Genomic DNA, 22,823 nt, shown 5'->3' with positions numbered 1-22,823 from the left:
CGCCGTTGCGGCGTCAGAGTGAGGGATCGGTGTGGATGACCACGCGGGTCGGCGGGGGCTGACGTCCGATCTTGCCGGCGCGCAGCGGGATGAGAGTGATGATGAAGGCGAGGATGAGGCCGATGGCGCTCGCAGCCACCGCCACCCGGGAGGGCACGATGGAGAAACTCACCGCCCCGAGGGTGACCACGCCGACCCACATGTAGAGCACGAGGACCGTGCGGCGGTGGGTGTGGCCCAGGGAGAGCAGCCGGTGGTGCAGGTGGAGCTTGTCGGCTGCGAAGGGCGACTGGCCGATCGCGAGGCGGCGCAGGACCGCCATGACAAGGTCCAGGACTGGAACGAACACCGCGGCGGCCACCACGATGATGGGGCTCATGAGGGCCACGATGTCGGCGGTGCCGTAGAGCGACATGTTGATCTTGCCGGAGGCCGAGGTGGAGGCCGCGGCCAGCAGCAGGCCGATGAGCATCGAGCCGGAGTCCCCCATGAAGATGCGGGAGGGCTCGAAGTTGTGCGGGAGGAAGCCCAGGCACATACCGACGAGGCCGGCGGCGATGATGGCCGGCGGGTAGCCGGACACGGCCCCGCCCTGGTCGTGGAGGACCGTGAGGGAGAAGAGCAGGATGGCGCCGCCGGCGATCATGCCCAGGCCGGCGGCGAGCCCGTCGAGGCCGTCGACGAAGTTGATGGCGTTGATGAGCGCGACGGTGAAGATGGTGGTCACAATCGTGGCCTGCACCTGGTCGAGCACGAGCGTCGTGCCGTCCCCCACCGGCATGTAGAGCAGCGTCCAGGACAGGCCGAGGACGCTCATGACGATCGCCGCCAGGATCTGGCCGATGAGTTTCGTGATCGCGTCGAGTTCGTAGAGGTCGTCGAGGATGCCGACCAGGACGATCGCGAACGCCGCCCAGACGACGGCGTTCATCTCCGGGGTGATCGGCATGAATCCCCTGGTCAGGGCCGGTAACTGGTTGGCCAGGAAGACGGCCGCGAGGAAACCGGAGAACATCGCCACCCCGCCGAGACGGGGCGTCGGCTGGGTGTGGACGTCGCGCTGGCGGATCTCGGCGACCCGCCCGGAACGCACCATGACGGACCGGACCACACCCGTGGCGAGGTAGGTGATCGCCGCCGCCGCGAGGATCACCAGGCCGAGTTCGCGCAGCGGGACGCCTGCTCCCATGCCCGCCCCCTAGGGTCGCGTCCGCAGGAGCTCGGCGTCGACTCCGAGGACCTCGCCGATGCGCTCGGCGGAGAGGGCTCCCTCGCGGAGCAGGTACGGGCGGGGGCCGGAGAGGTCGATGATGGTGGACGGCTGCCCCACCGGGGTCTGCCCGCCGTCGAGGTAGACGGCGACGGCGGTGCCGAGCTGCTGCTTGGCGGCGATGGCGGTGGTCGGCGGCTCGTGGCCGGAGATGTTCGCGGAGGAGACGGCCATGGGGCCGACCTCGCGGAGCAGTTCGATGGCGACGGGGTGCAGCGGCATGCGCAGCATGACGGTGCCGCGGGTGTCTCCCAGGTTCCACGGCAGCGAGGGCGCCTGCGGGACGACGATGGACAGCCCGCCGGGCCAGAAGGCCTGGACGAGCGCCTCGGTCTGCGGCGGGAACTCGCGGACGAGGCCGCGGATGGTGTCCCAGGAGCCGACGAGCACCGGCACGGGCATGTCCGGCCCGCGCCGCTTGGTGGCCAGGAGGTTGGCCACGGCCTGGTTGTCGAAGGCGTCGCAGCCCAGCCCGTAGAGCGTGTCGGTGGGCAGCACGACCAGCCGGCCGCTGCGGGCGGCCTCGACGGCCGCGCTGATGCCCTCGGCGCGGGAGGAGTCGTCGGCACAGGAGTAGATGCGGCTCATGGGCTTACACCTTACTCGCCGTGACAAACCGCGCCCGCCCGGTCAGATCCTTGAGCACGGCGATCTCCCGGAACCCGCCGTGAGCTGCGAGAACGTCCTGCACGGCCGAGGAGGTGGTGTCGTCGTGCTCGATGCCCACGCGCCCGCCGGGGCGCAGCAGCGCGTGGATGGTCGGAACGAACGCCCGGATGACGTCCATGCCGGTGACCCCGGAGAACACGGCCTCCGGCGGGTCGGCGTAGACCTCGCGGTCGAGGTCCGGGGTCTCGGGGACGTAGGGCGGGTTGGTCAGCACGAGGTCGACGGTGCCGTGCCACTCCCCCAGCAGGGTCGGGTCGGTGACGTCGCCCTCGAGCATGTCCACGGTGGTGCCCGCCGCGTTGCGGCGTGCGTACTCCAACGCTGCGGGATGCTTCTCGACGCCCGCGACCTCCGCCCCCGGCACCTCATGCGCGACGTAGAGCGCGAGGGCACCCGAGCCGGTGCACAGGTCGACGACGCGGGGCCGCGGGACGGCGAGGGCGGCGAGCTGCCGCACACCCCAGTCCGCGAGGACCTCCGTCTCCGGGCGCGGGATGAACACCCCTGGGCCGACGGCCAGGTCGAGCGCCCCGAAGGGGGCGACGCCCAGGATGTGCTGCAGGGGTTCGCGCTGCTCGCGGCGCGCGACCATCTCCTCGAAACCGGCCGGGACCTCGTCGTGGAAGGCCACGTCGAGGGGGCCGCAGCCGAGGAGGTGGGCGGCGATGAGGCGGGCGTCGACAAGCGGCGACGGCACGCCCGCCGCGGTGAGACGCTCCGCGGCGTCGAGAAGCGCGGCGCGGAGCGACACCCTACTCAGCCTCGAGACGCTCGGCGCGCTCGGCCGCCTTGAGGGCGGTGAACAGGTCGTCGAGGTTGCCGTCGAGGACGGAGTCGAGGTTGTTGGCCTTGAAACCGATGCGGTGGTCGCTGATGCGGTTCTCCGGCCAGTTGTAGGTGCGGATGCGCTCGGAGCGGTCCATGTTGCGCACCTGGGCGGCACGGCCCTCGGCGGCCTCGGCGTCGGCCTTCTCTCGTTCGATCTGCTCGAGGCGGGCCTGCAGGACCTGCATGGCGCGCGCCTTGTTCTGGATCTGCGAACGCTCCTTCTGACACGTCACGACGATGCCCGTGGGCAGGTGCGTGAGGCGCACGGCGGAGTCGGTGGTGTTGACGCCCTGGCCGCCCTTACCGGAGGAACGGTAGACGTCGACGCGCAGGTCCTTCTCGTCGATGGTGATCTCGCCGGCGTCCTCGGTCTCGGGGAAGACCATGACACCTGCGGCGGAGGTCTGGATGCGACCCTGCGACTCGGTCACGGGGATGCGCTGCACGCGGTGGACGCCACCCTCGAACTTGAATACGCTCCATGCGCCGTCGCGGGAGGGGTTCTTGGCACGGATGGACAAGGTCATGTCCTTGACTCCACCCAGGTCAGACTCAGACAGGCCGAGCACCTCCCAGGTGAAACCGTGCTTGTCGGCGTAACGCTCGTACATGCGGGCCAGGTCGCCGGCGAACAGCGCGGCCTCCTCGCCACCCGCGCCGGCCTTGATCTCGATGATGACGTCATCGGAGTCGTGCGGGTCACGCGGGGCGAGCAGATCGGCGAGCTGCTCCTCCAGCTCGACCTCACGGGCGGCCAGGCGCTCGGCCTCGGCGGCGAACTCCTTGTCCTCGTGGGCCATCTCGCGGGCGACCTCGAGGTCCTCCCGGGTGCTGACCAGCTCGTTGTTCACTTTGATGATCGGCTGCAGCTCGGCGTAACGCTTCGAGAGCTTGCGGAACAGGGCCTGGTCACCGGCAGTCGCCGGATCGGCCATCTGGGCCTCGATGCCCTGGTACTCGGAGACGACGTCGTCTACGGCGGAAACAGTGGAACTCATCTAGGAGTAGTCCTCCTCGTCCTTGTCGGCGGCCATCGGGGCGGAAGAGGCGACCTGCATGAGGAACTCACCGTTGCTCTTGGTCTTCTTCAGCTGCTTGATGAGCAGATCGATGGCCTGCTGCGGATCCAGTGCAGACAGGATACGGCGCAGCTTGTGCATGATGCGGGCCTCCTCCGGGGCGAGCAGCAGCTCGTCCTTACGGGTGCCCGAGGGGTTGACGTCGACCGCCGGGAAGACGCGACGCTCGGAGATACGGCGGTCCAGCTTGAGCTCCGCGTTACCGGTGCCCTTGAACTCCTCGAAGATCACGGTGTCACCGGCGGAACCGGTCTCCACCATCGCGGTGGCGATGATGGTCAGCGAACCACCGTTCTCGATGTTGCGGGCCGCACCCAGGAAGCGCTTCGGCGGGTACAGCGCGTTCGAGTCGACGCCACCGGAGAGGATGCGTCCCGACGCCGGGGAGGAGTTGTTGTACGCACGACCCAGGCGGGTGATGGAGTCCAGCAGGACGACGACGTCCTTGCCCTGCTCCACCAGGCGCTTCGCACGCTCGATCGCCAGCTCCGCGACGGCCGTGTGCTCTGACGGCGGACGGTCGAAGGTGGAGGCGATGACCTCGCCGTGCACCGAACGCTGCATGTCGGTGACCTCCTCCGGACGCTCGTCGACGAGGACGACCATCAGGTGGCACTCCGGGTTGTTCGTGGAGATCGCGTTCGCGATGTTCTGCATGATCGTCGTCTTACCGGCCTTCGGCGGGGAGACGATGAGCGCACGCTGGCCCTTGCCGATCGGCATGATCAGGTCGATGACGCGGGTGGTCAGGATCTTCGGGTCCGTCTCCAGACGCAGACGCTGGTTCGGGTACAGCGGCGTCAGCTTGGAGAACTCCGGACGGTTCCGGGCCTCGTCGACGCTGAGACCGTTGACCGTGTCGACGCTGACCAGCTGGTTGTACTTCTGACGGTTACGGCCCTGACCGTGGGTCTGGGCGGCACCCATGCGCACCTTGCCGGTCACCGCGTCACCGGCACGCAGGCCGGAACGGCGGATCAGCTGGTTCTGCACGAACACGTCCGCCGGCGAGGCGTGGTAGCCGGTCGTCCGGACGAACGCGACGTTGTTGTCCACGATGTCGAGGATGCCGGCGACGTCCTGCAGATCAGCGGAATCGTGCTGCTGGTCGTTCTGGTGGTCCTGCTGGTCACCACCGCGACCGCGGCGGTTGCGGCGGCTGCGACGACCACGACGGCCCTCGCCCTCCTGGTCCTGGTTGCGCTGGCCACGCTGGTTGCGGCCCTGCTGCTGGCCCTGCTGGCCCTGCTGCTGGCCGGAGTCACGGTCGGAGTCCTGCTGGTCCTGCTCCTGACGGTCCTGTCGCTGGCCGCGCTCCTGCTCGGAACCGGACTGCTGCTCCTGCTCACGCTGGCCGTGGCGGGCGCGGTTGCGACGCGCGCGGCGGGCGGCGGAGCGGGACTCGTAGCGCGGCTCCTCGGAGGAGTCGGCAGTGTCGCCGGAGTCGCGGGACTCACCGGAGTCGCCGGAGTCGCGGGACTCTGCGGTGCGGGACTGTTCGGCCTGCTCAGCCTGCTGGGGCTGCTCGGTCTGCTCAGACTTCTCGGCCTGCTCGGTGGCCGGCTGCTCTGCGGCGGGCTCCGTCTTCTCCTGGCTCGCACGGGTCGTGCGGGTGGCACGGCGGGTGCGCTGCGGGCGCTCGGTCTTCTCGGCGGCCGGGGCGGCGTCCTGAGTCTCAGCAGACGCGGCCTGCTCGGTCTTCTCAGCCTCTGCGGCGGGCTCGGCCTGGGCTGCCTGCGCGGCAGGCGCGGCTTCTGCGGCCGGCGCGGCGGCACGCCCGCGGGCGGGCACGGTGCCGGTCTGGATCGCAGTGATCAGATCGCCCTTGCGCAGGCCGGAGACCCCCTTGAGGCCCTTCTCCGCGGCGATCTTGCGCAGCTCGGTGAGCTTCAGCGACGCGAGGTCGGTGGAAGCTGCTGCGGTGGCGGTGTCCGTTTCGGTCACGGATGTCCTTTCCTTGCTTGACCAGTCTTCGGCGCGTCATGGGCGGAGCGCGTCACACGCCCGACTGGAAGCCTTCTGTGGAGTTGAGCGACTCGACGTCTCCCCTTGAAACACCCACACAGACGTGGGTGGTCCTCGTGTGAGGACAGCGGGGGTACGGAGCCGTACTTCAGTGGTTGATCAGACCGGACCGAACCTGGGACCGCAACCTTCCGGGCCGGGGCAGCCGGGGCCGCCTGCAGCGGAGGAAGGAGGGTGAACGCGTGATCCGGGTGGACTATGGGTCTGGAGTGAAGATACAGACCCCCGTCGATCTCCGGACAGTGTACCGCATGCCGCACACACTATCGCACCGACCCTCCCGGCTAGAGTGTTGGTCATGCTCTCCACCATGCAGAATGTGCCGTTGTCGATCTCGCGGATCCTGGAGTTCGGGTCCACCGCGCATGCGTCGACGAAGGTGACCACGTGGCGCACGGACAAGGCCGAGGAGACCACCTTCGCGGAGATCCACGCGCGGGCGGCGGCTCTGGCGCACGCGTTGCGTGACGATCTGGGTATCACCGGTGACCAGCGCGTCGGTTCCTTCATGCACAACTGCGCGGAGCACCTGGAGGTGCAGTTCGCGGTCTCGTGCATGGGGGCGGTGTTCGCTCCGTTGAACAAGCAGCTGATGACCGACCAGGTGCGGCACATCATCAACCACGCGCAGATCGAGGTCATCGTCTGTGATCCGCGTCTGGCGGGTCTCCTGGGCCAGGCGCTGGAGGGGTGCCACACCATGCGTGCCGTGGTGTTCACCGGTCTGGAGCCGCTGGAGCCGCTGGCGGAGAAGCTCCCGGATCACCTGTCGGTCCACTCCTACGAGCAGCTTCTCGACGGCCGCTCGACCGTCTTCGACTGGCCCGTCCTCGACGAGGACACCACCGCCGCGATCTGCTACTCGACGGGCACCTCGGGTGCCCCGAAGGGCGTGGCGTACTCGCACCGTTCGGTGTTCCTGCAGTCCATGTCGCTGCGTGCCACGGATTCACTGTCGGTCTCCCACGGCGAGTCCTTCCTGTGCTGTGTGCCGATCTACCACGTCCTGTCGTGGGGCGTGCCCTACGCGGCCTTCATGTCGGGCACTCCCCTGGTGTTCCCGGACTCGGACGTGTCGGCGCCGACGCTGGCCCGCCTCATCGCGGCCACCCACCCCCGCGTGGCGCACGGCGTGCCGACGGTGTGGATCCAGCTCATGGTGCACTACCTGCACAATCCGCCGGAGCGCATGTCGCTGACGGAGATCTACGTCGGCGGTTCGCAGGCCCCGCCGATCCTCATCCAGCTGTGGGAGGAGCGTTACGGCGTCGACGTCGTCCACGTGTGGGGCATGACGGAGACGTCGTCGGTGGGCACGGTGGCCCGCCCGCCGTCGGGGTCCTCCGGTGAGGCGCGCTGGGCGTACCGCGTGAGCCAGGGCCGTTTCTCCCCGCTCCTGGAGTACCGCGTGGTCAACGACGGCAAGGTCGTCTCCTCGACGGACCGTAACCAGGGTGAGCTGCAGGTCCGCGGCAACATCGTGACGGGCGCCTACTACCACTCCCCCACCGAGGACGGTGACGGTTCCGCCAGCCAGTTCCGCGGTCGGGAGGTCGACGACGCGGAGGAGCTGTTCACCCCGGACGGGTGGCTGCGCACCGGCGACGTCGGTTCGGTGACGGCGGACGGTTACCTCACGGTCTCGGACCGCGCGCGCGACGTCATCCGCTCCGGTGGTGAGTGGATCTACTCGGCCATGCTGGAGAACCTCATCATGAACTCCCCGGAGGTCGTGGAGTGCGCGGTGATCGGCTACCCGGACGAGAAGTGGGGCGAGCGCCCGCTGGCGGTGACGGTGCTGCACGACGACATCCCGCAGACCCGCGACACCGCCGAGCAGCTGCGCGACCAGCTCCGCGCCTCCCTGCCGGGCTGGATGCTGCCGGAGTACTGGACGTTCGTGCAGGACATCGACAAGACCTCCGTCGGCAAGTTCGACAAGAAGGACCTGCGGACGCACCTGGCGGACGGCGAGTTCGAGATCATCAAGCTCAAGGGTCCGGGTGAGAAGGACGCGCAGGAGGTTGCGGAGGGCGCCGGTCCCGTCCCGGGCTAGGATCGACAGGCATGCACGGTGGCGTCGACAATCTGCTCATCCAGGGCGAGAACCTGCAGGTTCTCCGCCACCTGGCGGGCACGCACGCCGGCCGGGTGCAGATGGTCTACATCGACCCGCCCTACAACACCGGCAGCGGTGACTACCTCTACGCCGACGCGATGCCGCGCGCGGAGTGGCTCACCTTCATGGCGGAGCGGCTGGAGGCCGCCCGCCCGCTGCTCGTCGACGACGCCGTCCTCGCCATCCAGTGCAGCTTCCACCAGTCCGCCCACCTGGAGGTGCTTCTCGACGCCACCGAGTGGCTCCACAAGGTCATGGTCCTGCACGTCCTCGTCCGGCACCCCGACCGGGCGCTGACCGCCGACAAGCAGTTCAACGACGTCGTCGAACAGATCCTCATCTACTCCACCGACCCCCGTTTCCGCATGCCGCGCCGCATCCGCGAACGCGACCTCAGCGAGTACCGCTGGGACGTGGAGCTCACCGGCCCCGGCGAGCCTGCCGAGCTGGGTGGACGCCCCTGCCTGATCTATCGCCCGGACCAGTGGCGCAAGGTGGAGAAGGGGCCGGGCGCGGGCACGTTCCGCACCCACTCCATCCGGGGCAGCCTGCGGGAGAAGAACTCCTCGGGACGCTTCTGGGTCGCCCACCTCGAGGGTCTCGGCCTCGATCCGCTGACCCTCATCCAGGTGCCGGACATCGGCGACGACGGCCTGGGGCACCGCTTCTTCCACACCCCGAAGGCCGGCAACCGCAACGGCTCCTACTTCCAGGGCGTGCCGCAGTCCAGCGACGTCACCTCCCTGCCGTACCCGAACTTCGTCGACTTCCACGCCGAGTTCAACCGGGTGTCCGCCGAGGGCGGGGTGAGTTTCCGGAACGGCAAGAAGCCGGAGGCGCTGCTGCGTTTCCTCATCGAGCTGTTCACCGCACCGGGCGACGTGGTGCTCGACTACCACCTCGGATCCGGCACGACCGCCGCGGTCGCGCTGAAGCTGGGGCGTCGTTTCCTCGGCGTGGAGCGGGAGGACTTCGCCGAGACCGTCGCCCTGGAGCGCCTGCGCGCGGTCGTCGCAGGAGAGCAGTCGGGCATCTCCGCGGCCGTCGGCTGGACCGGCGGGGGTTCCGTGGAGTTCCGCCGGCTCTGACACGGGAATGCCCGTTCGCCCTTCCGGGGACGGTGGCCCGACTACGCTTACCCGGAGAACATCTGCCGATGAGCGGAAGAGCTCTCCCCCGCTCACAGAAGGACCCCTCGATGCCCCGCCCCCGCCTGCTCGTCCCCCTCACCGCCGTGCTCCTCGCGGCAGGGTGCACCCCCACCCCCACGGAGGCGGAGAACCCGGCGCTGCTGGTTCTCGGGGCGTCGTCGACACGCGTCATCAACGAGGAGCTCGCCGCCCTCAGCGGCGCGGACCTCGAGTTCCTCAATGCCGGCACGACGACGCTCGTCGAGCAGCTTGCCGACGGCGCCCCGGGGGACGTCCTCATCACCGCCGATGAGGCGTCCATGGAGCAGGCCGTCGCACTCGGCGTGGCCCGTGCCCCGCGGGTGGTGGCCATCAACTCGATGGTCATGGTCGTGCCCGCCGGCAACCCGGCCGGCATCACGTCGGTGGAGGATCTCCCCGGGACGACGCTGGTGCTCTGCGACGAGCGCGTCCCCTGCGGTGCCTCCGCCCGGCGGATCAGCGACGCGCAGGACCTCGCGCTCACCCCGGCCTTCCGCGAGTACTCCGTCTCCGATGTCCTCGCCCGGGTCGTCTCCGGGCAGGCCGACGCCGGCTGGGTCTACCGCACCGACGCCCTCGACGCCGGCGCAGCGGTCGAGGTCATCGACATCCCGGGCGCTGAGGAACACCCCAACACGCTGCTGGCGGCGGTGACGACGACGGCCGTCGACAAGCAGGCGGCGACGGACCTGGTGACGCTCCTGCACTCCCCGGCGATGGCCCGGGTGTGGGAGGAACACGGATTTCTCCCGGCCCCGTGAAGGTGAGGGGAAATTGACACCGTGACGATGCCTCGCGAACAATTAATGTCACGGTGCCGTGTTCAACTGCAGGTGCCGTACCGGACATGAGGAGGTTTCGGTCCCGATGACGGACAACCGGCCGCCCCGCCCCGCAGCGGAGCTCTACCCCGAGTCACTGCAACTGAGCACCCGCCAGCGCGAGGTCCTCGACCAGCTGCAGACCTACCCGCAGGGGGCACGTTCCGCCGACCTGGCGGAGGACCTCGGGATGCACGTCAACACCGTCCGCGGTCACCTCGACGAGCTCATCGCCCGCGGTGCCGTCCACGCGCACACCGCCCCGGCACAGGGACGCGGACGCCCCTCCCTGATCTTCCAGGTCCGGATCCCCGACAACCGGGCCATCGCCCGCGAGTACATCTCCCTGGTGGAGCTGCTGGCCTCGATGATCGTCGACATCGACTCCCCCAGCCCCGAGACGGTGGAGAAGGCCCGCGAGATCGGGCGTCTCTGGGCCCGCCGCATGGCTGAACGGGAGGACGCCCCCGCCGGCACCGGCAATGAGGACGGCGAGGACACCATGGACACGGCGCTCGACCGTCTCCACCACACCCTCCGTGAGCTGGGTTTCGACCCGACCATGCGCAGGGAGCAGGGCGACGGGGGCACCGACGCGGAGTCGGTCGACATCGAGCTGCAGGCGTGCCCCTTCGTCGCCGAGGGGCACCGACCCTCGCTCATGATCTGCGCCATCCACGAGGGTTTCCTGCAGGAGTCCGTCGGCTCCGCCCCCGTCCGGCTGAGCCTGCGCCCCTTCCAGCCCTCGGGCGCGTGCTCGGTGGTCGCCGACAGGGGGACCCCCGCCGACGACCGGTAGGTCAGACCCGGCTGACCTCGACGGTCGCCGGACCGGCGACCTCCAGCTCGAGGACGCGCAGACCGGCGGCGCGGGCCTCCTCGAGGATGGCCTCCTCGATCGGGTCGACCGACAGGACCATGCAGGTCGGGCCGGCGCCGGAGAGGTACGCGGCGTAACCGCGGTTGCGCAGACGGTTGACCCACTCGGCGGTCACCGGCAGCACGTCGGCGCGGTAGGGCTGGTGCAGGCGGTCACGGGTGCCCTCCCACAGCAGCTCCGGGTGGTTCTGCAGCGCCACGGTCATCACCGCGGTGCGCGAGACGTTGAAACGCGCGTCCGTGTGGGTGACGTGGCTCGGCAGCACGCGACGCACCGCCTGGGTGGAGGCGTGGAAGTCCGGCACGAGAGCCGTCGCCCGGATGCGCTTGTCGACGTCCACCGCCACCGCCCGGTACCCCGGCTGCGAGCCGTCGACCGGGGTCGTGGTCCAGGAGACCACGGCGGAACCGAGGACGGAGGCCGCGGCGTTGTCGGGGTGCCCCTCGAAGGCGGAGGACAGCTGGACCACCTGGTCGGTGGTCAGCGGGTTGCCCGCCAGACCGTTGGCGGCCAGAACTCCCGCGACGGCTGCGGCGGCGGAGGAGCCCAGGCCACGGGACTGCGGGATGGCGTTGGTGCACACCACGCGCAGGCCCGGGGCCTCGGCGTGGGCGGCGTTGAGGCCCGACCGGATGGCCTTGACCACCAGGTGGGAACCGTCGCGGGGCAGGTCGTCCTCGCCCTCGCCGAAGACCTCGACCTCGAGGCCCGACTCGATGACCTCGACCTCGACGGTGTCGTAGATGCCCACGGCCAGGCCGAGGGTGTCGAATCCGGGGCCCAGGTTCGCGGAGGAGCCGGGGACGGTGACGGTGGCCCGGGTGCCCACCTCAAGCTGGATGCTCACAGCTCAACGCTCCCTAGATGAGTCGCAGGACGCTGTCGACGGACTTGACCGCCGGGGCCTTCTTCAGGTCCTCGACGGTGGCGGCCAGGTCGGCCTCACGTGCGGAATGCGTGACGACGATGAGGCGGGCGTGGTCGCCGGCCTCCTCCTGGCGGACGGTCTTGAGGGAGATGTCGTGGGTGGCGAAGATCGCGGACAGCTCGGCGAGGACACCGGTGCGGTCCTCGACCTCCATGTCGATGTGGTAGCGGGTGCGCACGTCGCCGAGGTCGGCGATCGGCAGGTTCGCGTAGGTGTTCTCGCCCGGGGCGCGGCCACCGTGGACCTTGTTGCGGGCGGCGCCGACGAGGTCACCGAGGACGGCGGAGGCGGTCGGGGCGCCACCGGCACCGTTGCCGTAGAACATCAGGCGACCGGCTGCCTCGGCCTCGACGAAGATGGCGTTGTAGGACTGGTTGACCGAGGCCAGCGGGTGGTCGACCGGAACGAGGGTCGGGTGGACGCGGCTGGCGACGGACTCCACGCCGTCCTTGTCGGTGACGCGCTCACAGATGGCGAGCAGCTTGATCACGTAGCCGGCGTCGCGGGCGGCCTCGATGTCCTCGGCGGTGACCTTGGAGATGCCCTCGCAGCTGACGTCGTCGAACTTGACGCGGGTGTGGAAGCCCAGGGAGGCGAGGATGGCGGCCTTGGAGGCGGCGTCGTGGCCCTCGACGTCGGCGGTCGGGTCGGCCTCGGCGTAGCCCAGACGGGTGGCCTCGGCGAGCGCGTCGTCGTAGCTGGCGCCGGTGGACTCCATCGCGTCGAGGATGAAGTTGGTGGTGCCGTTGACGATGCCGGAGATACGCAGGATGTTGTCGCCGGCGAGGGAACGACGCAGCATGCCGACGACCGGGATGGCGGCGGCGACGGCGGCCTCGAAGTAGAGGTCGACGTTGGCGGCGTCGGCGGCGTCGGCAAGCTCGTCGGCGTGCGCGGCGACGAGGGCCTTGTTGGCGGTGACGACGGACTTGCCGGCGCGCAGGGCGGCCAGGACCAGCTCACGCGGGTACTCGATGCCGCCGATGACCTCGACGACGATGTCGACGTCGTCGCGGTTGATGAGGCTCAGCGCGTCATCGGTGAGCAGCTCACGGTCCACGCCCTCGCGCGGCTTGGAGAGGTCGGACACGGCCACACCCTTGAGCTCGAGCGGACCGCCGATGCGGTGCGCGAGCGCGTCGGAGTACTCGCCCATCAGGCGCAGCACCTCAGATCCGACGGTGCCGTGGCCGAGAATGGCGACGCCCACCGGCTCGCCGGCTCCCTTGCCGGGGTTGAAGCTGGGCTGCTGAGTGACGGTCATGGTTCTCCTGCACATGGTCGTGGGTCCGTGCCCGTCGGGGACGGGCAGACTGAGGACAGATTTCCGTGACCACCCTACCGGGATTCGGCCACTTCCTCAGACTCCGGGGTCACGACACTCCATAAGATAAGTCACATCTCTGGACATATTGCGTTCAGACGATTAATCTGTCCTCACCACCCCCATGCCTCTGCCAGTGACAGGAGTCAGCATGTCCCGCCGTCGGATCACCCGTGCACTCACGGCCTGCGTGGCGTGCCTGGTGATCCCACTGGCGGGGATCTCGTCCGCGCACGCCGCCGAGATCACCACGGACGACGGCGTGTGCACCGTCCGCCTCTCCCCCGCCGAGACCGAGAGCGGCCTCGCCCTGTCGGGCGTGTTCGCCGCCAACTGGTCCGCCGAGATCCTGCGGGACGTCCCCTCCGTGGCGGAGGACATGGCCCTGGCACGCACCTGGCACGCGGACAAGACCAGCGAGCAGCTGGCCGACATGCCCGGCAACGTCCGGGCCGCCCTGGAGCGCATCAACGCGGCCAGCGCCCGCGTGGGCTACCGGGACGGGGAGGCCGCCGCGCCGCTGCGCATCCTCGTCGAACGCAACAACCACCGGGCGGCCGGGCGCGACACGTACCAGATGACCTCCGCGGAGGCCCGCGCCCAGCTCGCGGCCGCCCGCCGCTCCGGGTCGACGACGCTGCTCAGCGGCACCCGGGAAGGGCTCTCCGTGGCCGCCGACGAGGCCTGGCTGCGGGCCTGGGAGCGCACCCCGGGAGCCCAGGCGGAGGCGGACGCCTACCGGGCGGAGCTGCGCATGTGCGCCACGGGAGCCTCCGGCACCGTCGACCGCGAAGAGTCGTCCACGACGCCGACCCGTTCCTCCACCCCGGACCCGTCGACCGCGCCGACGCCCGCCAGGGGCGTGCCGCTCGGTTCCATCCACACCTCGCTCGTCGTGGCGCTGCTGGAGGACGCCGGCAGCCTCAAGGGCCTCTTCCACTGACGCCCTGCCCGGGCGTCGGTTCTACGTCTCCAGCGCGAGAATGTCCTCGACGGTCTCGCGGCGCAGCATGAGCTTCGTCTTGCCGGCACGCACCGCGACGACCGGCGGACGGCCGAAGGCGTTGTAGCGCGAGGACATGGCGTAGGCGTAGGCGCCGGTCGCGGCGACGGCCATGAGGTCCCCGACCACGATGTCGTCGGGGTAGCGCGCGTCGCGGACGAGAATGTCGCCGGACTCGCAGTGGGAACCGACGAGGCGGGAGGAGATCTCCTCGCCCTCGGTGAAACGGTTGACCACGCGGGCGTCGTAAAGCGCGTCGTAGAGGGCCGGGCGGATGTTGTCGGACATGCCGCCGTCGACGGAGAGGTAGCGTCGCTTCTCGTCCTCGGAGACGGTGACGTCCTTGACGGTGCCGACCTCGTAGACCGTCACCGTGCCGGGGCCGGCGATGGCGCGGCCCGGCTCGACGAGGACGGCGGGGGCGTCGATGCCCAGCTCCGCGGCGGTCTTGGCCACGGCGGTGAGCAGGTCGTGGGCGACCTCGTCGACGTTGAGGGGCTGCTCGTCCTCGGTGTAGGCGATGCCGTAGCCGCCGCCGAGATCGAGCTCGGGCAGCTGCACGCCGAGTTCGCGGTGGATCTGCGAGTAGAGGCCCAGCACGCGGTCGGCGGCCATCGTGAAGCCCCGGGCGTCGAAGACCTGGGAGCCGACGTGGCAGTGCAGGCCCACGAGCTCGAGGTTCTCGGCGCGGACGGCGGCCTCCGCGGCGCGGAACGCCGAGCCGGAGGCCAGGGAGAAGCCGAACTTCTGGTCCTCGTGGGACGTGGCGATGGCCTCGTGGGTGTGCGCCTCGATGCCCGGCTTGACGCGGATCATCACCTTCTGGATGACGCCGGCGCCGGCGGCGATGGCGTCGAGAAGCTCGAGCTCCTGCTCGGAGTCGAGGACGACGTGGCCGACGCCCTCGGTGACGCACGCCCGCAGGAAGGACGGGCCCTTGTTGTTGCCGTGCGCGGTGATGCGGGCGGCGGGGAACTCGGCGGCCAGCGCGATCCGCAGCTCGTTGAGCGAGGCGACGTCGAGCGACAGCCCCTCCTCGTCGACCCAGCGGGCGACGGTGCGGGTGAGGAACGCCTTGGAGGCGTAGTGGACGTGCTCCGGGCCGCCGAAGGCGCGGGCCATGTCCTGGCAGCGGGAACGGAAGTCGTCCTCGTCGACGACGAAGACCGGGGTACCGAACTCCTCGGCGATCTCCGGCAGCGGGACACCCGCGACGGTGACCACGCCGTCCTCCTGGCGCGCGGCGTTGCGCGGCCAGACGTGGGCCGGCAGATCGTTGAAATCCGAGGTCATGCGCTTACATCCTCTCCGGGGCGGTGACACCGACCAGGCCGAGCGCGTTGGCCAGGGTCTGGCGGGTGGCCGCAGCCAGCGCCAGGCGGGCGGTGTGGATCGGGGCGGCCTCTTCGTCCGCCTTCGGCAGGATCTGGCAGTTGTCGTAGAAGCGGTGGAACACGCCGGCCAGTTCCTCGGCATAACGGGCGATACGGTGCGGCTCACGCAGTTCCGCCGCGGCCTTGACCACGTTCGGGAACTCGCCGAGGGTGCGGATGAGGTCGCCCTCCCGCTCGTGGGTGAGCAGGGAGAGGTCCGGGTTGTCGGCGGTGACGCCCAGCTCGGCGGCCTTGCGCGCGATGGAGCACAGGCGGGCGTGGCCGTACTGGACGTAGTAGACGGGGTTGTCCGAGGACTGGGAGGCCCACAGCGCCAGGTCGATGTCCAGGGAGGAGTCGACGGAGGAGCGGATGAGGGAGTAGCGGGCGGCGTCGATGCCGATGGCCTCGACCAGGTCGTCGAGGGTGATGACGGTGCCGGCACGCTTGGACATGCGCACCGCCTCGCCGTCGCGGAGCAGGTTGACCATCTGGCCGATCATGACCTCCACCTGGTCGGCGTCGTAGCCCAGCGCGGCCGCGGCGGCCTTGAGGCGGGCGACGTAGCCGTGGTGGTCGGCGCCGAGCATGTAGATGCACAGGTCGTGGCCACGGTCGATCTTGTCCGCGACGTAGGCGATGTCACCGGCGATGTACGCGGCGTCGCCGTCGGACTTGATCACGACGCGGTCCTTGTCGTCGCCGAAGTCGGTGGAACGCAGCCACCAGGCGCCGTCGGACTCGTAGAGGTTGCCGTTGTCCTTGAGGGTCTGCACCGCCTTGTCCACGGCCCCCGACTCGAACAGCGAGTTCTCGTGGAAGTACACGTCGAAGTCGGTCCCGAACTCGTGCAGCGACTCCTTGATGTGCGCGAACATCATCTCGACGCCCTCGGCGCGGAAGGTCTCCTGGACCTGCTCCGGGGTGCCGTCCAGCGCCGTCGGCTGCTTCTCGACGACCGCCTGCGCGATCTCCCGGATGTAGTCGCCGCCGTAACCGTCCTCGGGGGTCGGCTCACCCTGGGCGGCCGCGACGAGGGAACGTGCGAAACGGTCGATCTGGCCGCCGTGGTCGTTGAAGTAGTACTCGCGGGTCACCTGCGCGCCGGCGGCGGTGAGCACGCGGCCCAGGGAGTCACCGACGGCCGCCCAGCGGGTGCCGCCGAGGTGGATCGGGCCGGTCGGGTTCGCGGAGACGAACTCCAGGTTGATCCTCTGGCCGGCGTAGATGTCGAGGTGGCCGTACTGCTCGCCGGCCGCGAGGATCTTCGCCACGATCTCACCCTGCGCCGCAGCCGCCAGGCGGATGTTGAGGAAGCCCGGGCCCGCGATGGTGGCCTCGTCGATGGCGGGGTCCTCCGCCAGGGCCTCGGCCAGCCAGGTGGCCAGCTCGCGGGGGTTGGTGCCGACCTTCTTGGCCACCTGCAGGGCCAGGTTGGTGGCGTAGTCGCCGTGCTCCGGATTACGGGGACGCTCGACGACCACCGGGTCGGGCAGAACAGAGATGTCGAGGTCACGGGACGAGAGCACGCCGGCGGCGGTGTCCCGGATGAGGGACGCAAGATCAGCAGGTGTCATGGGCGATGAGTCTAGTGCACCCCGCGCCTGCACTCCCACTGAGGCTTTCCTGAGCGTCGTCACACCGGATCCGCCCCCATGTCTGACTCACATGAACGGATTGTTCTGGTTATCATTCACCCATGCATCTTCTCCCCCGCGCCCTGACCGCAGTCGCCCTGCTCGGCCTCCTGCCGGTGTCGGCCGTGGCGGCCCCCGCCGCCACCGCAGCCCCCGCCCAGCCCATCACCTGGGAGGCCTGCCCCGAGCAGGTGACCGACCCGACGGCACAGTGCGGGCGTATCGACGTCCCCATGTACCACTCCGACCCCGCCGGCCCCACGATCTCCGTGGGCTTCGTCCGCGTGCCCGCCGCCTCCGGCGCCGCCCGCGGCACCCTGTTCACCAACCCCGGCGGCCCGGGCGGCGACGCCTACTCCTACGTCGGTGGCCAGGAGAACTTCGCCTGGCCCGCCGGACTGGTCAACGAGTGGGAGCGCGTCGCCGTCCAGCCGCGTGGCCTGCCCGGCTCCACCGGCGTGAACTGCGCCGAGGAGGCCATGGCGATGGGCCCGGTCGACGCGCTCACCAACCAGGGTGGCTTCATCCGGGCCGCCTGCGAGGCCAACCACCCCGGCTACACCGCCTCCCTGACCACGGACAACACCGCCGAGGACTGGGAGTGGGTCCGCAACGCCCTGCGCCGCGAGAAGATCTCCGTCCTCGGCCTGTCCTACGGCACCTACCTCGGCTCCGCGTACGCCACCCGCTACCCGCAGCACACCGACCGCGTCGTCCTCGACTCCGCCATGGACCCGAAGCTCGCCTGGAACGGCATCATGGGCTCCCAGCAGGCCGGCTACGAGAACGCCCTCCACGACTTCATGACCTGGGTCGCCGAGCGCCACGACGTCTACGGCCTCGGCGAGACCCCGCTCGCCGTCTACCAGGCGTGGTCCGCCCGCGTCGTCGCCGAGACCGGCACCAACCCGACCGTCGTCCCGCCGCCGGCGCAGGTCGGCGACCTGCCCCCGGGTCTCCTCTCGTCCGGACAGCCCGGCGCGCAGGCCATGACCGCCGTCAACCCCTTCGTCGTCTCCTCTCAGGGTCTGAGCTCCCAGGTGGTCACCGGCGGCAACCAGGCGACCTCCCCCACCCTCGCCATCACCCGCCAGATCCTGCCCTTCACCGCCCAGTGGCCCAACCTCGCCGAGATGATCAACGGCACGAGGCCCACCCCGAACCCGGCCGAGCTCGCCGCCGAGATGTCGGAGACCCAGCTCCTCGACTTCGCCAACGCCCAGCTCATGCAGCGCCTCGTCATGTGCAACGAGAACCACTACCCCGCCAACCCGGCCGACATGCCGAAGTACGCGTGGACCAACTTCGTCACCGGCGACATCTTCACCGCCCCCAACGCGATGTTCACCTCCGGCGCCGCCTGCGCCGGCGCCCCGCCCGTCGCCTCCCTGCCGGCCGTCTCGGGTGCTGAACTGGGCGTCCGGCCGCTGCTGATCCAGGCCACCGGCGACCCGCAGACCCCCTACGGCACCCACCGCGCGCTTGCCGACGCCATGAACGCCCACGTCGTCACCGTCAACGGCTCCGGCCACGGCCACGTCGGCCTGGGCAACGCCGCCGTCGACGAGATCGTCGTCGACTACCTGCGTGACGGACAGGTCACCGTGACCGAGGTGCCGGGCCTCAACCGCTAGCCACCGGATTGGGATCCTCCCCGCCCCGGGTGCTAGACTTTCACCGTTGTCATCCATCACGGATGACTGCGCTGTCTCCGTAGCTCAGTGGATAGAGCACTGGTTTCCGGTACCAAAGGTCGCAGGTTCGAATCCTGTCGGGGACGCCGCCACCCCCGTTGACCTCTGTCAACGGGGGTTTCTGCATGCTTGCCTCCAGGTCGATCGCCGGTGAACATCGGCAAATTCCGGGGACTCAGGGCCCCATGCTCACCGGCGATCCACCTCGGGGGCTTGCCGACGCCCCAACCCCCGGACGCGGACCTGAGAGTTTCTCTAGAATTGTGTCATGACAAACAACATCAACGATCTCCTGTCCAAGCTCCCGATCGACAGCATCGCCGCCCGCCTCGGCGAGGACCCGGCGCAGGTCCGCCAGGCCTCCGAGAAGATCCTGTCCACCCTGCTGGCCGGCATGGGTGCCAACGCCCAGGACCAGGCGGGGCGTGACTCGCTGGCCAGCGCACTGGAGTCGCACAACCCGGACCTCGTCGAGGGTGACGTCAACGTCGACGACATCGACACGCAGGACGGCGCGAAGATCGCCCACCATGTGTTCGGCCAGAACGAGGACCAGGTGGCGCACCAGCTCGGTGGCCTCGTCGGTGGCACGAGCCTCGTGCGTGCGCTCATGCCGATCCTGGCTCCGCTGGCTATGTCCTGGCTGGCGGGCCGCCTCACCCAGGGTGGTGCCGGGCAGGCGCAGGCCCGGGACAAGGGTGGCCTGCTCGAGATGATCCTCGGTCAGGTCCTCGGCGGTGGTCAGACCCAGACCCAGGCGCAGGGCCCGGGTGGGCTCGGCGGGGTCCTCGGGGACCTGTTGGGTGGGCTGCTGGGCGGTGGGCGTCGATAAGCAGTGGTGGAAGGGCCGGGACTCCCCCGGCCCTTTTTTGTGGGCCGTAGCGAAAGTGAGCCCGGTCACGTACCGTGTAAATTACCCCAGATTTCCCCGTACATTCTTCACCCAGCGAAGGAGCCGATCATGCTCGTCCCCGGAAACACCCTGCTCACCGACACTCCTGAGGAAGGACGCGCGCTCGCCATCATGCTGGCGCGCAAGACCGTCGCCGCCATCCAGCCGGACGCGGATGTCCGGCAGCGGCTGCGCCCCGATTACGCGGGCAACGCCGATTCGCTGACGATGGCCGCCCATGCCGTGGCCGTGGAGTTCGCCACGATCGCCGCCGCCAACAACTACTGGCGCGAGAGGGTCAGCAATGACGACCAATAGCTTCGACACCTGGGACACCCTGCGGGTCGGTGACACCGACTACGAGATCCACCGGCTCGACGGCGTCGAGACGAAAGCGCGGCTCCCCTACTCGCTGCGTATCCTGCTGGAGAACCTGCTGCGCAACGAGGACGGGCGGCTGGTCACGAGGGACCAGATCGAGGCGCTGCGAAACTGGTCGCCCGACAAGGTGTCCACGGAGGAGATCCAGTTCTCCCCGGCGCGCGTGCTCATGCAGGACTTCACGGGCGTGCCGTGCGTCGTGGACCTGGTCGCCATGCGCGACGCCATGTCCGACCTCGGCGGCGACCCGCAGAAGATCAACCCGCTCATCCCGGGGGAACTGGTCATCGACCACTCCCTCATCGCCGACGCCTTCGGCAGCCCGCAGGCACTCGGCATCAACGCGCAGCTGGAGTTCGAGCGCAACGAGGAGCGCTACCAGCTGCTGAGGTGGGCGCAGCAGTCCTTCGCCGATTTCGTGGTGGTGCCGCCGGACACCGGCATCTGCCACCAGGTCAACCTGGAGTACCTGTCGCGTGTGGTGTTCACCCGGGAGCGCGACGGCGTGGTGCAGGCGTACCCGGACACGCTCGTCGGCACCGACTCGCACACCCCGATGGTCAACGGCCTCGGCGTGCTCGGCTGGGGCGTGGGCGGCATCGAGGCGGAGGCCGCCATGCTCGGCCAGCCCGCCAGCCTGCTCATCCCGGAGGTCGTCGGCCTCAAGCTCATCGGTGAGCTGCCCGCCGGCACCACGGCGACGGACCTGGTGCTCACGGTGGCGGAGCTGCTGCGGAGGACGCGGGTCGTCGGCAAGTTCGTGGAGTTCTTCGGGCCCGGCGTGGCCTCCATCCCGCTGGCCAACCGCGCGACCCTGGGCAACATGAGCCCGGAGTACGGCGCCACCGTGGCGATCTTCCCTGTCGACGAGGAGACCCTCAACTACCTGCGCCTGACCGGGCGGGAGGAGCAGCAGATCGCGCTCGTCGAGGAGTACGCGAAGGTGCAGGGACTGTGGCACGACCCGGACTCCCCCGCGGACTACAGCCAGGTCGTCGAACTGGACCTGGCGACGGTCACCCCGTCGATCTCCGGTCCCAGCCGCCCACAGGACCGCATGAACCTGGCCGACGCCCCCGCCACCGTGCTGGGCCTGCTCGCCGGGGAGCACGACATCTACCACCCGGCCGCCGGCGGCGTCGACGACGCCTCCGCGGACTCCTTCCCCGCCAGTGACCCCGTGTACCTGCACACGGGGCAGTACCGGGACGCGCCACCGCGGGAACTCTCGCGCCGCCAGCTCACCATGAACGCGAAGCTGGGCTGGCCCTCGGACCCGGTGGACGTCGTCATCGACGGCACCCCGGCGATCATCGACCACGGCGACGTGGTCATCGCGGCGATCACCTCGTGCACCAACACGTCCAACCCGTCCGTGATGCTGGGCGCTGCACTCCTGGCGAAGAAGGCCGTCGAACGTGGGCTGCGCACCCGCCCCTGGGTGAAGACGACCCTCGCGCCGGGTTCCCGCGTGGTCACCACCTACCTGGAGCGCGCCGGCCTGACGGAGTACCTGGACCGGCTGGGCTTCCACAACATCGGCTACGGCTGCACGACGTGCATCGGCAACTCGGGGCCGCTCATCCCGGAGGTGTCCCGCGCGGTGACGGGCAACGGACTCAACGTGGCGTCCGTGCTGTCGGGCAACCGCAACTTCGAGGGGCGCATCCACCCCGAGGTGAAGATGAACTTCCTCGCCTCCCCGCCGCTGGTGGTCGCCTACGCCCTGGCGGGCAGCCTGCACACCAACCTGCTGGAGGACCCGCTGGCGCAGGACCCCGAGGGCCGGGACGTCTACCTGCGTGACATCTGGCCGACGGAGGAGGAGATCCGCGCGGTCGTCGACGAGCACGTGCGCGCGGAGATGTTCTCCGCCAGCTACGACACGGTCTTCGACGGTGACGACAACTGGCGCGGCATGGCCATCCCGGAGGGCGACAAGTACGCCTGGAGCGGGGAGTCCACCTACATCCGGAAACCCCCCTACTTCGACGGCATGGAGGTCGAACCCGCCCCGGTCGAGGACATCGCGGGGGCGCGTGTGCTGGCGCTGTTGGGCGACTCGGTGACCACCGACCACATCTCCCCGGCCGGCGCGATCAACCCGACCTCACCTGCGGGCCGCTACCTGCAGGAACAGGGTGTGGAGCCGAGGGACTTCAACTCCTACGGCTCGCGACGCGGCAACCACCACGTGATGGTCCGCGGCACCTTCGCCAACGTGCGGCTGCGGAACCTGCTCGCCCCCGGCACGGAGGGTGGGGTCACCCGTCACCTCCCCGACGGCGAGGAGATGTCCATTTACGACGCCGCGCAACGCTACCGGGAGGAGAACGTGCCGCTCATCGTCCTCGCGGGCGCCGAGTACGGTTCCGGGTCCTCCCGCGACTGGGCGGCGAAGGGCACGTCACTGCTCGGGGTGCGTGCGGTGATCGCCCGCTCCTTCGAGCGCATCCACCGCTCCAACCTGGTGGGCATGGGAGTGCTGCCGCTGCAGTTCCCGGAGGGCGAATCGGCGGCGTCCTACGATCTCACCGGCGACGAGGTCTTCTCGGTCACGGGATTGGCCGGCCGGGAGGACATCCCCCGGACGGTGACGGTGCGTGCCGAGTCCCCGGAGCGCACCGTCGAGTTCGAGGCGGTCGTGCGCATCGACACCCCCGCAGAGGAGGCGTACTTCCGGCACGGCGGCATCCTGCCGTACGTGCTGCGCCAGCTGCTCTGAGGA

18 protein-coding genes and 1 tRNA gene are annotated in these 22,823 nt (G+C 69.7%); 10 read left to right on the top strand and 9 right to left on the bottom strand.

The annotated features are described in order from the left end of the window. Positions 1 to 13: 13 nt before the first annotated feature. From B842_RS05465 to rho, 5 genes are read right to left on the bottom strand one after another with little or no spacing between them, the layout of a single operon-like run. Positions 14 to 1,189 (bottom strand): MraY family glycosyltransferase, encoded by a 1,176-nt coding sequence (locus B842_RS05465; protein WP_040085605.1) that lies wholly within the window; start codon positions 1,187 to 1,189, stop codon positions 14 to 16. A gap of 9 nt (positions 1,190 to 1,198) precedes the next feature. Further along, positions 1,199 to 1,858, bottom strand: a complete 660-nt coding sequence (locus B842_RS05460) for an L-threonylcarbamoyladenylate synthase (protein WP_040085603.1) — start codon at positions 1,856 to 1,858, stop codon at positions 1,199 to 1,201. A gap of 4 nt (positions 1,859 to 1,862) precedes the next feature. Further along, positions 1,863 to 2,699 carry a peptide chain release factor N(5)-glutamine methyltransferase gene (gene prmC / locus B842_RS05455; RefSeq protein WP_040087365.1) on the bottom strand — a complete coding sequence of 279 codons (837 nt, stop codon included), beginning with the start codon at positions 2,697 to 2,699 and terminating at the stop codon, positions 1,863 to 1,865. Continuing rightward, positions 2,692 to 3,765 (bottom strand): peptide chain release factor 1, encoded by a 1,074-nt coding sequence (gene prfA, locus B842_RS05450; RefSeq protein ID WP_040085602.1) that lies wholly within the window; start codon positions 3,763 to 3,765, stop codon positions 2,692 to 2,694. The genes prmC and prfA overlap by 8 nt, the downstream gene beginning before the upstream one ends. Further along, a complete protein-coding gene (gene rho / locus B842_RS05445) occupies positions 3,766 to 5,790 on the bottom strand; it encodes a transcription termination factor Rho (protein ID WP_040085601.1) in 2,025 nt (674 codons plus the stop codon). A gap of 379 nt (positions 5,791 to 6,169) precedes the next feature. Between rho and B842_RS05440 the strand changes: the two genes are divergently transcribed. From B842_RS05440 to B842_RS05425, 4 genes are all read left to right on the top strand, one after another. Then, complete coding sequence (locus B842_RS05440; protein WP_040085599.1) at positions 6,170 to 7,927, top strand: long-chain fatty-acid--CoA ligase; 1,758 nt, start codon at positions 6,170 to 6,172, stop codon at positions 7,925 to 7,927. 11 nt (positions 7,928 to 7,938) lie between these two features. Beyond that, positions 7,939 to 9,078, top strand: coding sequence for a DNA methyltransferase (locus tag B842_RS13140; protein ID WP_052437768.1), 1,140 nt, complete (start codon positions 7,939 to 7,941; stop codon positions 9,076 to 9,078). A 110-nt stretch (positions 9,079 to 9,188) separates the two neighbouring features. Continuing rightward, the gene (gene modA, locus B842_RS05430) at positions 9,189 to 9,923 is read left to right on the top strand and encodes a molybdate ABC transporter substrate-binding protein (RefSeq protein WP_040085598.1); all 735 of its coding nucleotides are present in this window, start codon (positions 9,189 to 9,191) and stop codon (positions 9,921 to 9,923) included. A gap of 106 nt (positions 9,924 to 10,029) precedes the next feature. Next, a complete protein-coding gene (locus B842_RS05425; protein WP_040085597.1) occupies positions 10,030 to 10,782 on the top strand; it encodes a helix-turn-helix transcriptional regulator in 753 nt (250 codons plus the stop codon). A gap of 1 nt (position 10,783) precedes the next feature. On the opposite strand, the gene thrB is transcribed toward B842_RS05425, so the two are convergent. Further along, a complete protein-coding gene (gene thrB, locus B842_RS05420) occupies positions 10,784 to 11,710 on the bottom strand; it encodes a homoserine kinase (RefSeq protein ID WP_040085596.1) in 927 nt (308 codons plus the stop codon). Positions 11,711 to 11,723: 13 nt separating this feature from the next. After that, positions 11,724 to 13,055 (bottom strand): homoserine dehydrogenase, encoded by a 1,332-nt coding sequence (locus tag B842_RS05415; RefSeq protein WP_040085594.1) that lies wholly within the window; start codon positions 13,053 to 13,055, stop codon positions 11,724 to 11,726. Positions 13,056 to 13,266: 211 nt separating this feature from the next. Between B842_RS05415 and B842_RS05410 the strand changes: the two genes are divergently transcribed. Next, positions 13,267 to 14,058 (top strand): hypothetical protein, encoded by a 792-nt coding sequence (locus B842_RS05410; protein WP_040085593.1) that lies wholly within the window; start codon positions 13,267 to 13,269, stop codon positions 14,056 to 14,058. 21 nt (positions 14,059 to 14,079) lie between these two features. On the opposite strand, the gene lysA is transcribed toward B842_RS05410, so the two are convergent. Further along, positions 14,080 to 15,411, bottom strand: coding sequence for a diaminopimelate decarboxylase (lysA, locus tag B842_RS05405; RefSeq protein WP_040085592.1), 1,332 nt, complete (start codon positions 15,409 to 15,411; stop codon positions 14,080 to 14,082). Between the two features lie 4 nt (positions 15,412 to 15,415). Continuing rightward, entirely contained in the window at positions 15,416 to 17,068 is a 1,653-nt protein-coding gene (gene argS, locus B842_RS05400) for an arginine--tRNA ligase (RefSeq protein ID WP_040085591.1), read from the bottom strand. 122 nt (positions 17,069 to 17,190) lie between these two features. Here argS and B842_RS05395 point away from each other — a divergent pair, with 122 nt between their 5' ends. From B842_RS05395 to acnA, 5 genes are all read left to right on the top strand, one after another. Further along, positions 17,191 to 18,762, top strand: coding sequence for an alpha/beta hydrolase (locus tag B842_RS05395; protein WP_082028388.1), 1,572 nt, complete (start codon positions 17,191 to 17,193; stop codon positions 18,760 to 18,762). 73 nt (positions 18,763 to 18,835) lie between these two features. Beyond that, positions 18,836 to 18,908, top strand: a tRNA-Arg gene (locus tag B842_RS05390). A gap of 182 nt (positions 18,909 to 19,090) precedes the next feature. Continuing rightward, positions 19,091 to 19,654, top strand: a complete 564-nt coding sequence (locus tag B842_RS05385; protein WP_040085589.1) for a DUF937 domain-containing protein — start codon at positions 19,091 to 19,093, stop codon at positions 19,652 to 19,654. 129 nt (positions 19,655 to 19,783) lie between these two features. Beyond that, complete coding sequence (locus B842_RS05380) at positions 19,784 to 20,032, top strand: hexameric tyrosine-coordinated heme protein (protein ID WP_082028387.1); 249 nt, start codon at positions 19,784 to 19,786, stop codon at positions 20,030 to 20,032. Continuing rightward, positions 20,019 to 22,820 carry an aconitate hydratase gene (acnA, locus tag B842_RS05375; RefSeq protein ID WP_040085588.1) on the top strand — a complete coding sequence of 934 codons (2,802 nt, stop codon included), beginning with the start codon at positions 20,019 to 20,021 and terminating at the stop codon, positions 22,818 to 22,820. The genes B842_RS05380 and acnA overlap by 14 nt, the downstream gene beginning before the upstream one ends. Positions 22,821 to 22,823 lie beyond the last annotated feature (3 nt).

Source organism: Corynebacterium humireducens NBRC 106098 = DSM 45392 (assembly GCF_000819445.1).
GTDB classification, from domain to species: domain Bacteria; phylum Actinomycetota; class Actinomycetes; order Mycobacteriales; family Mycobacteriaceae; genus Corynebacterium; species Corynebacterium humireducens.
This window is presented reverse-complemented; position numbering and strand designations above follow the sequence as displayed.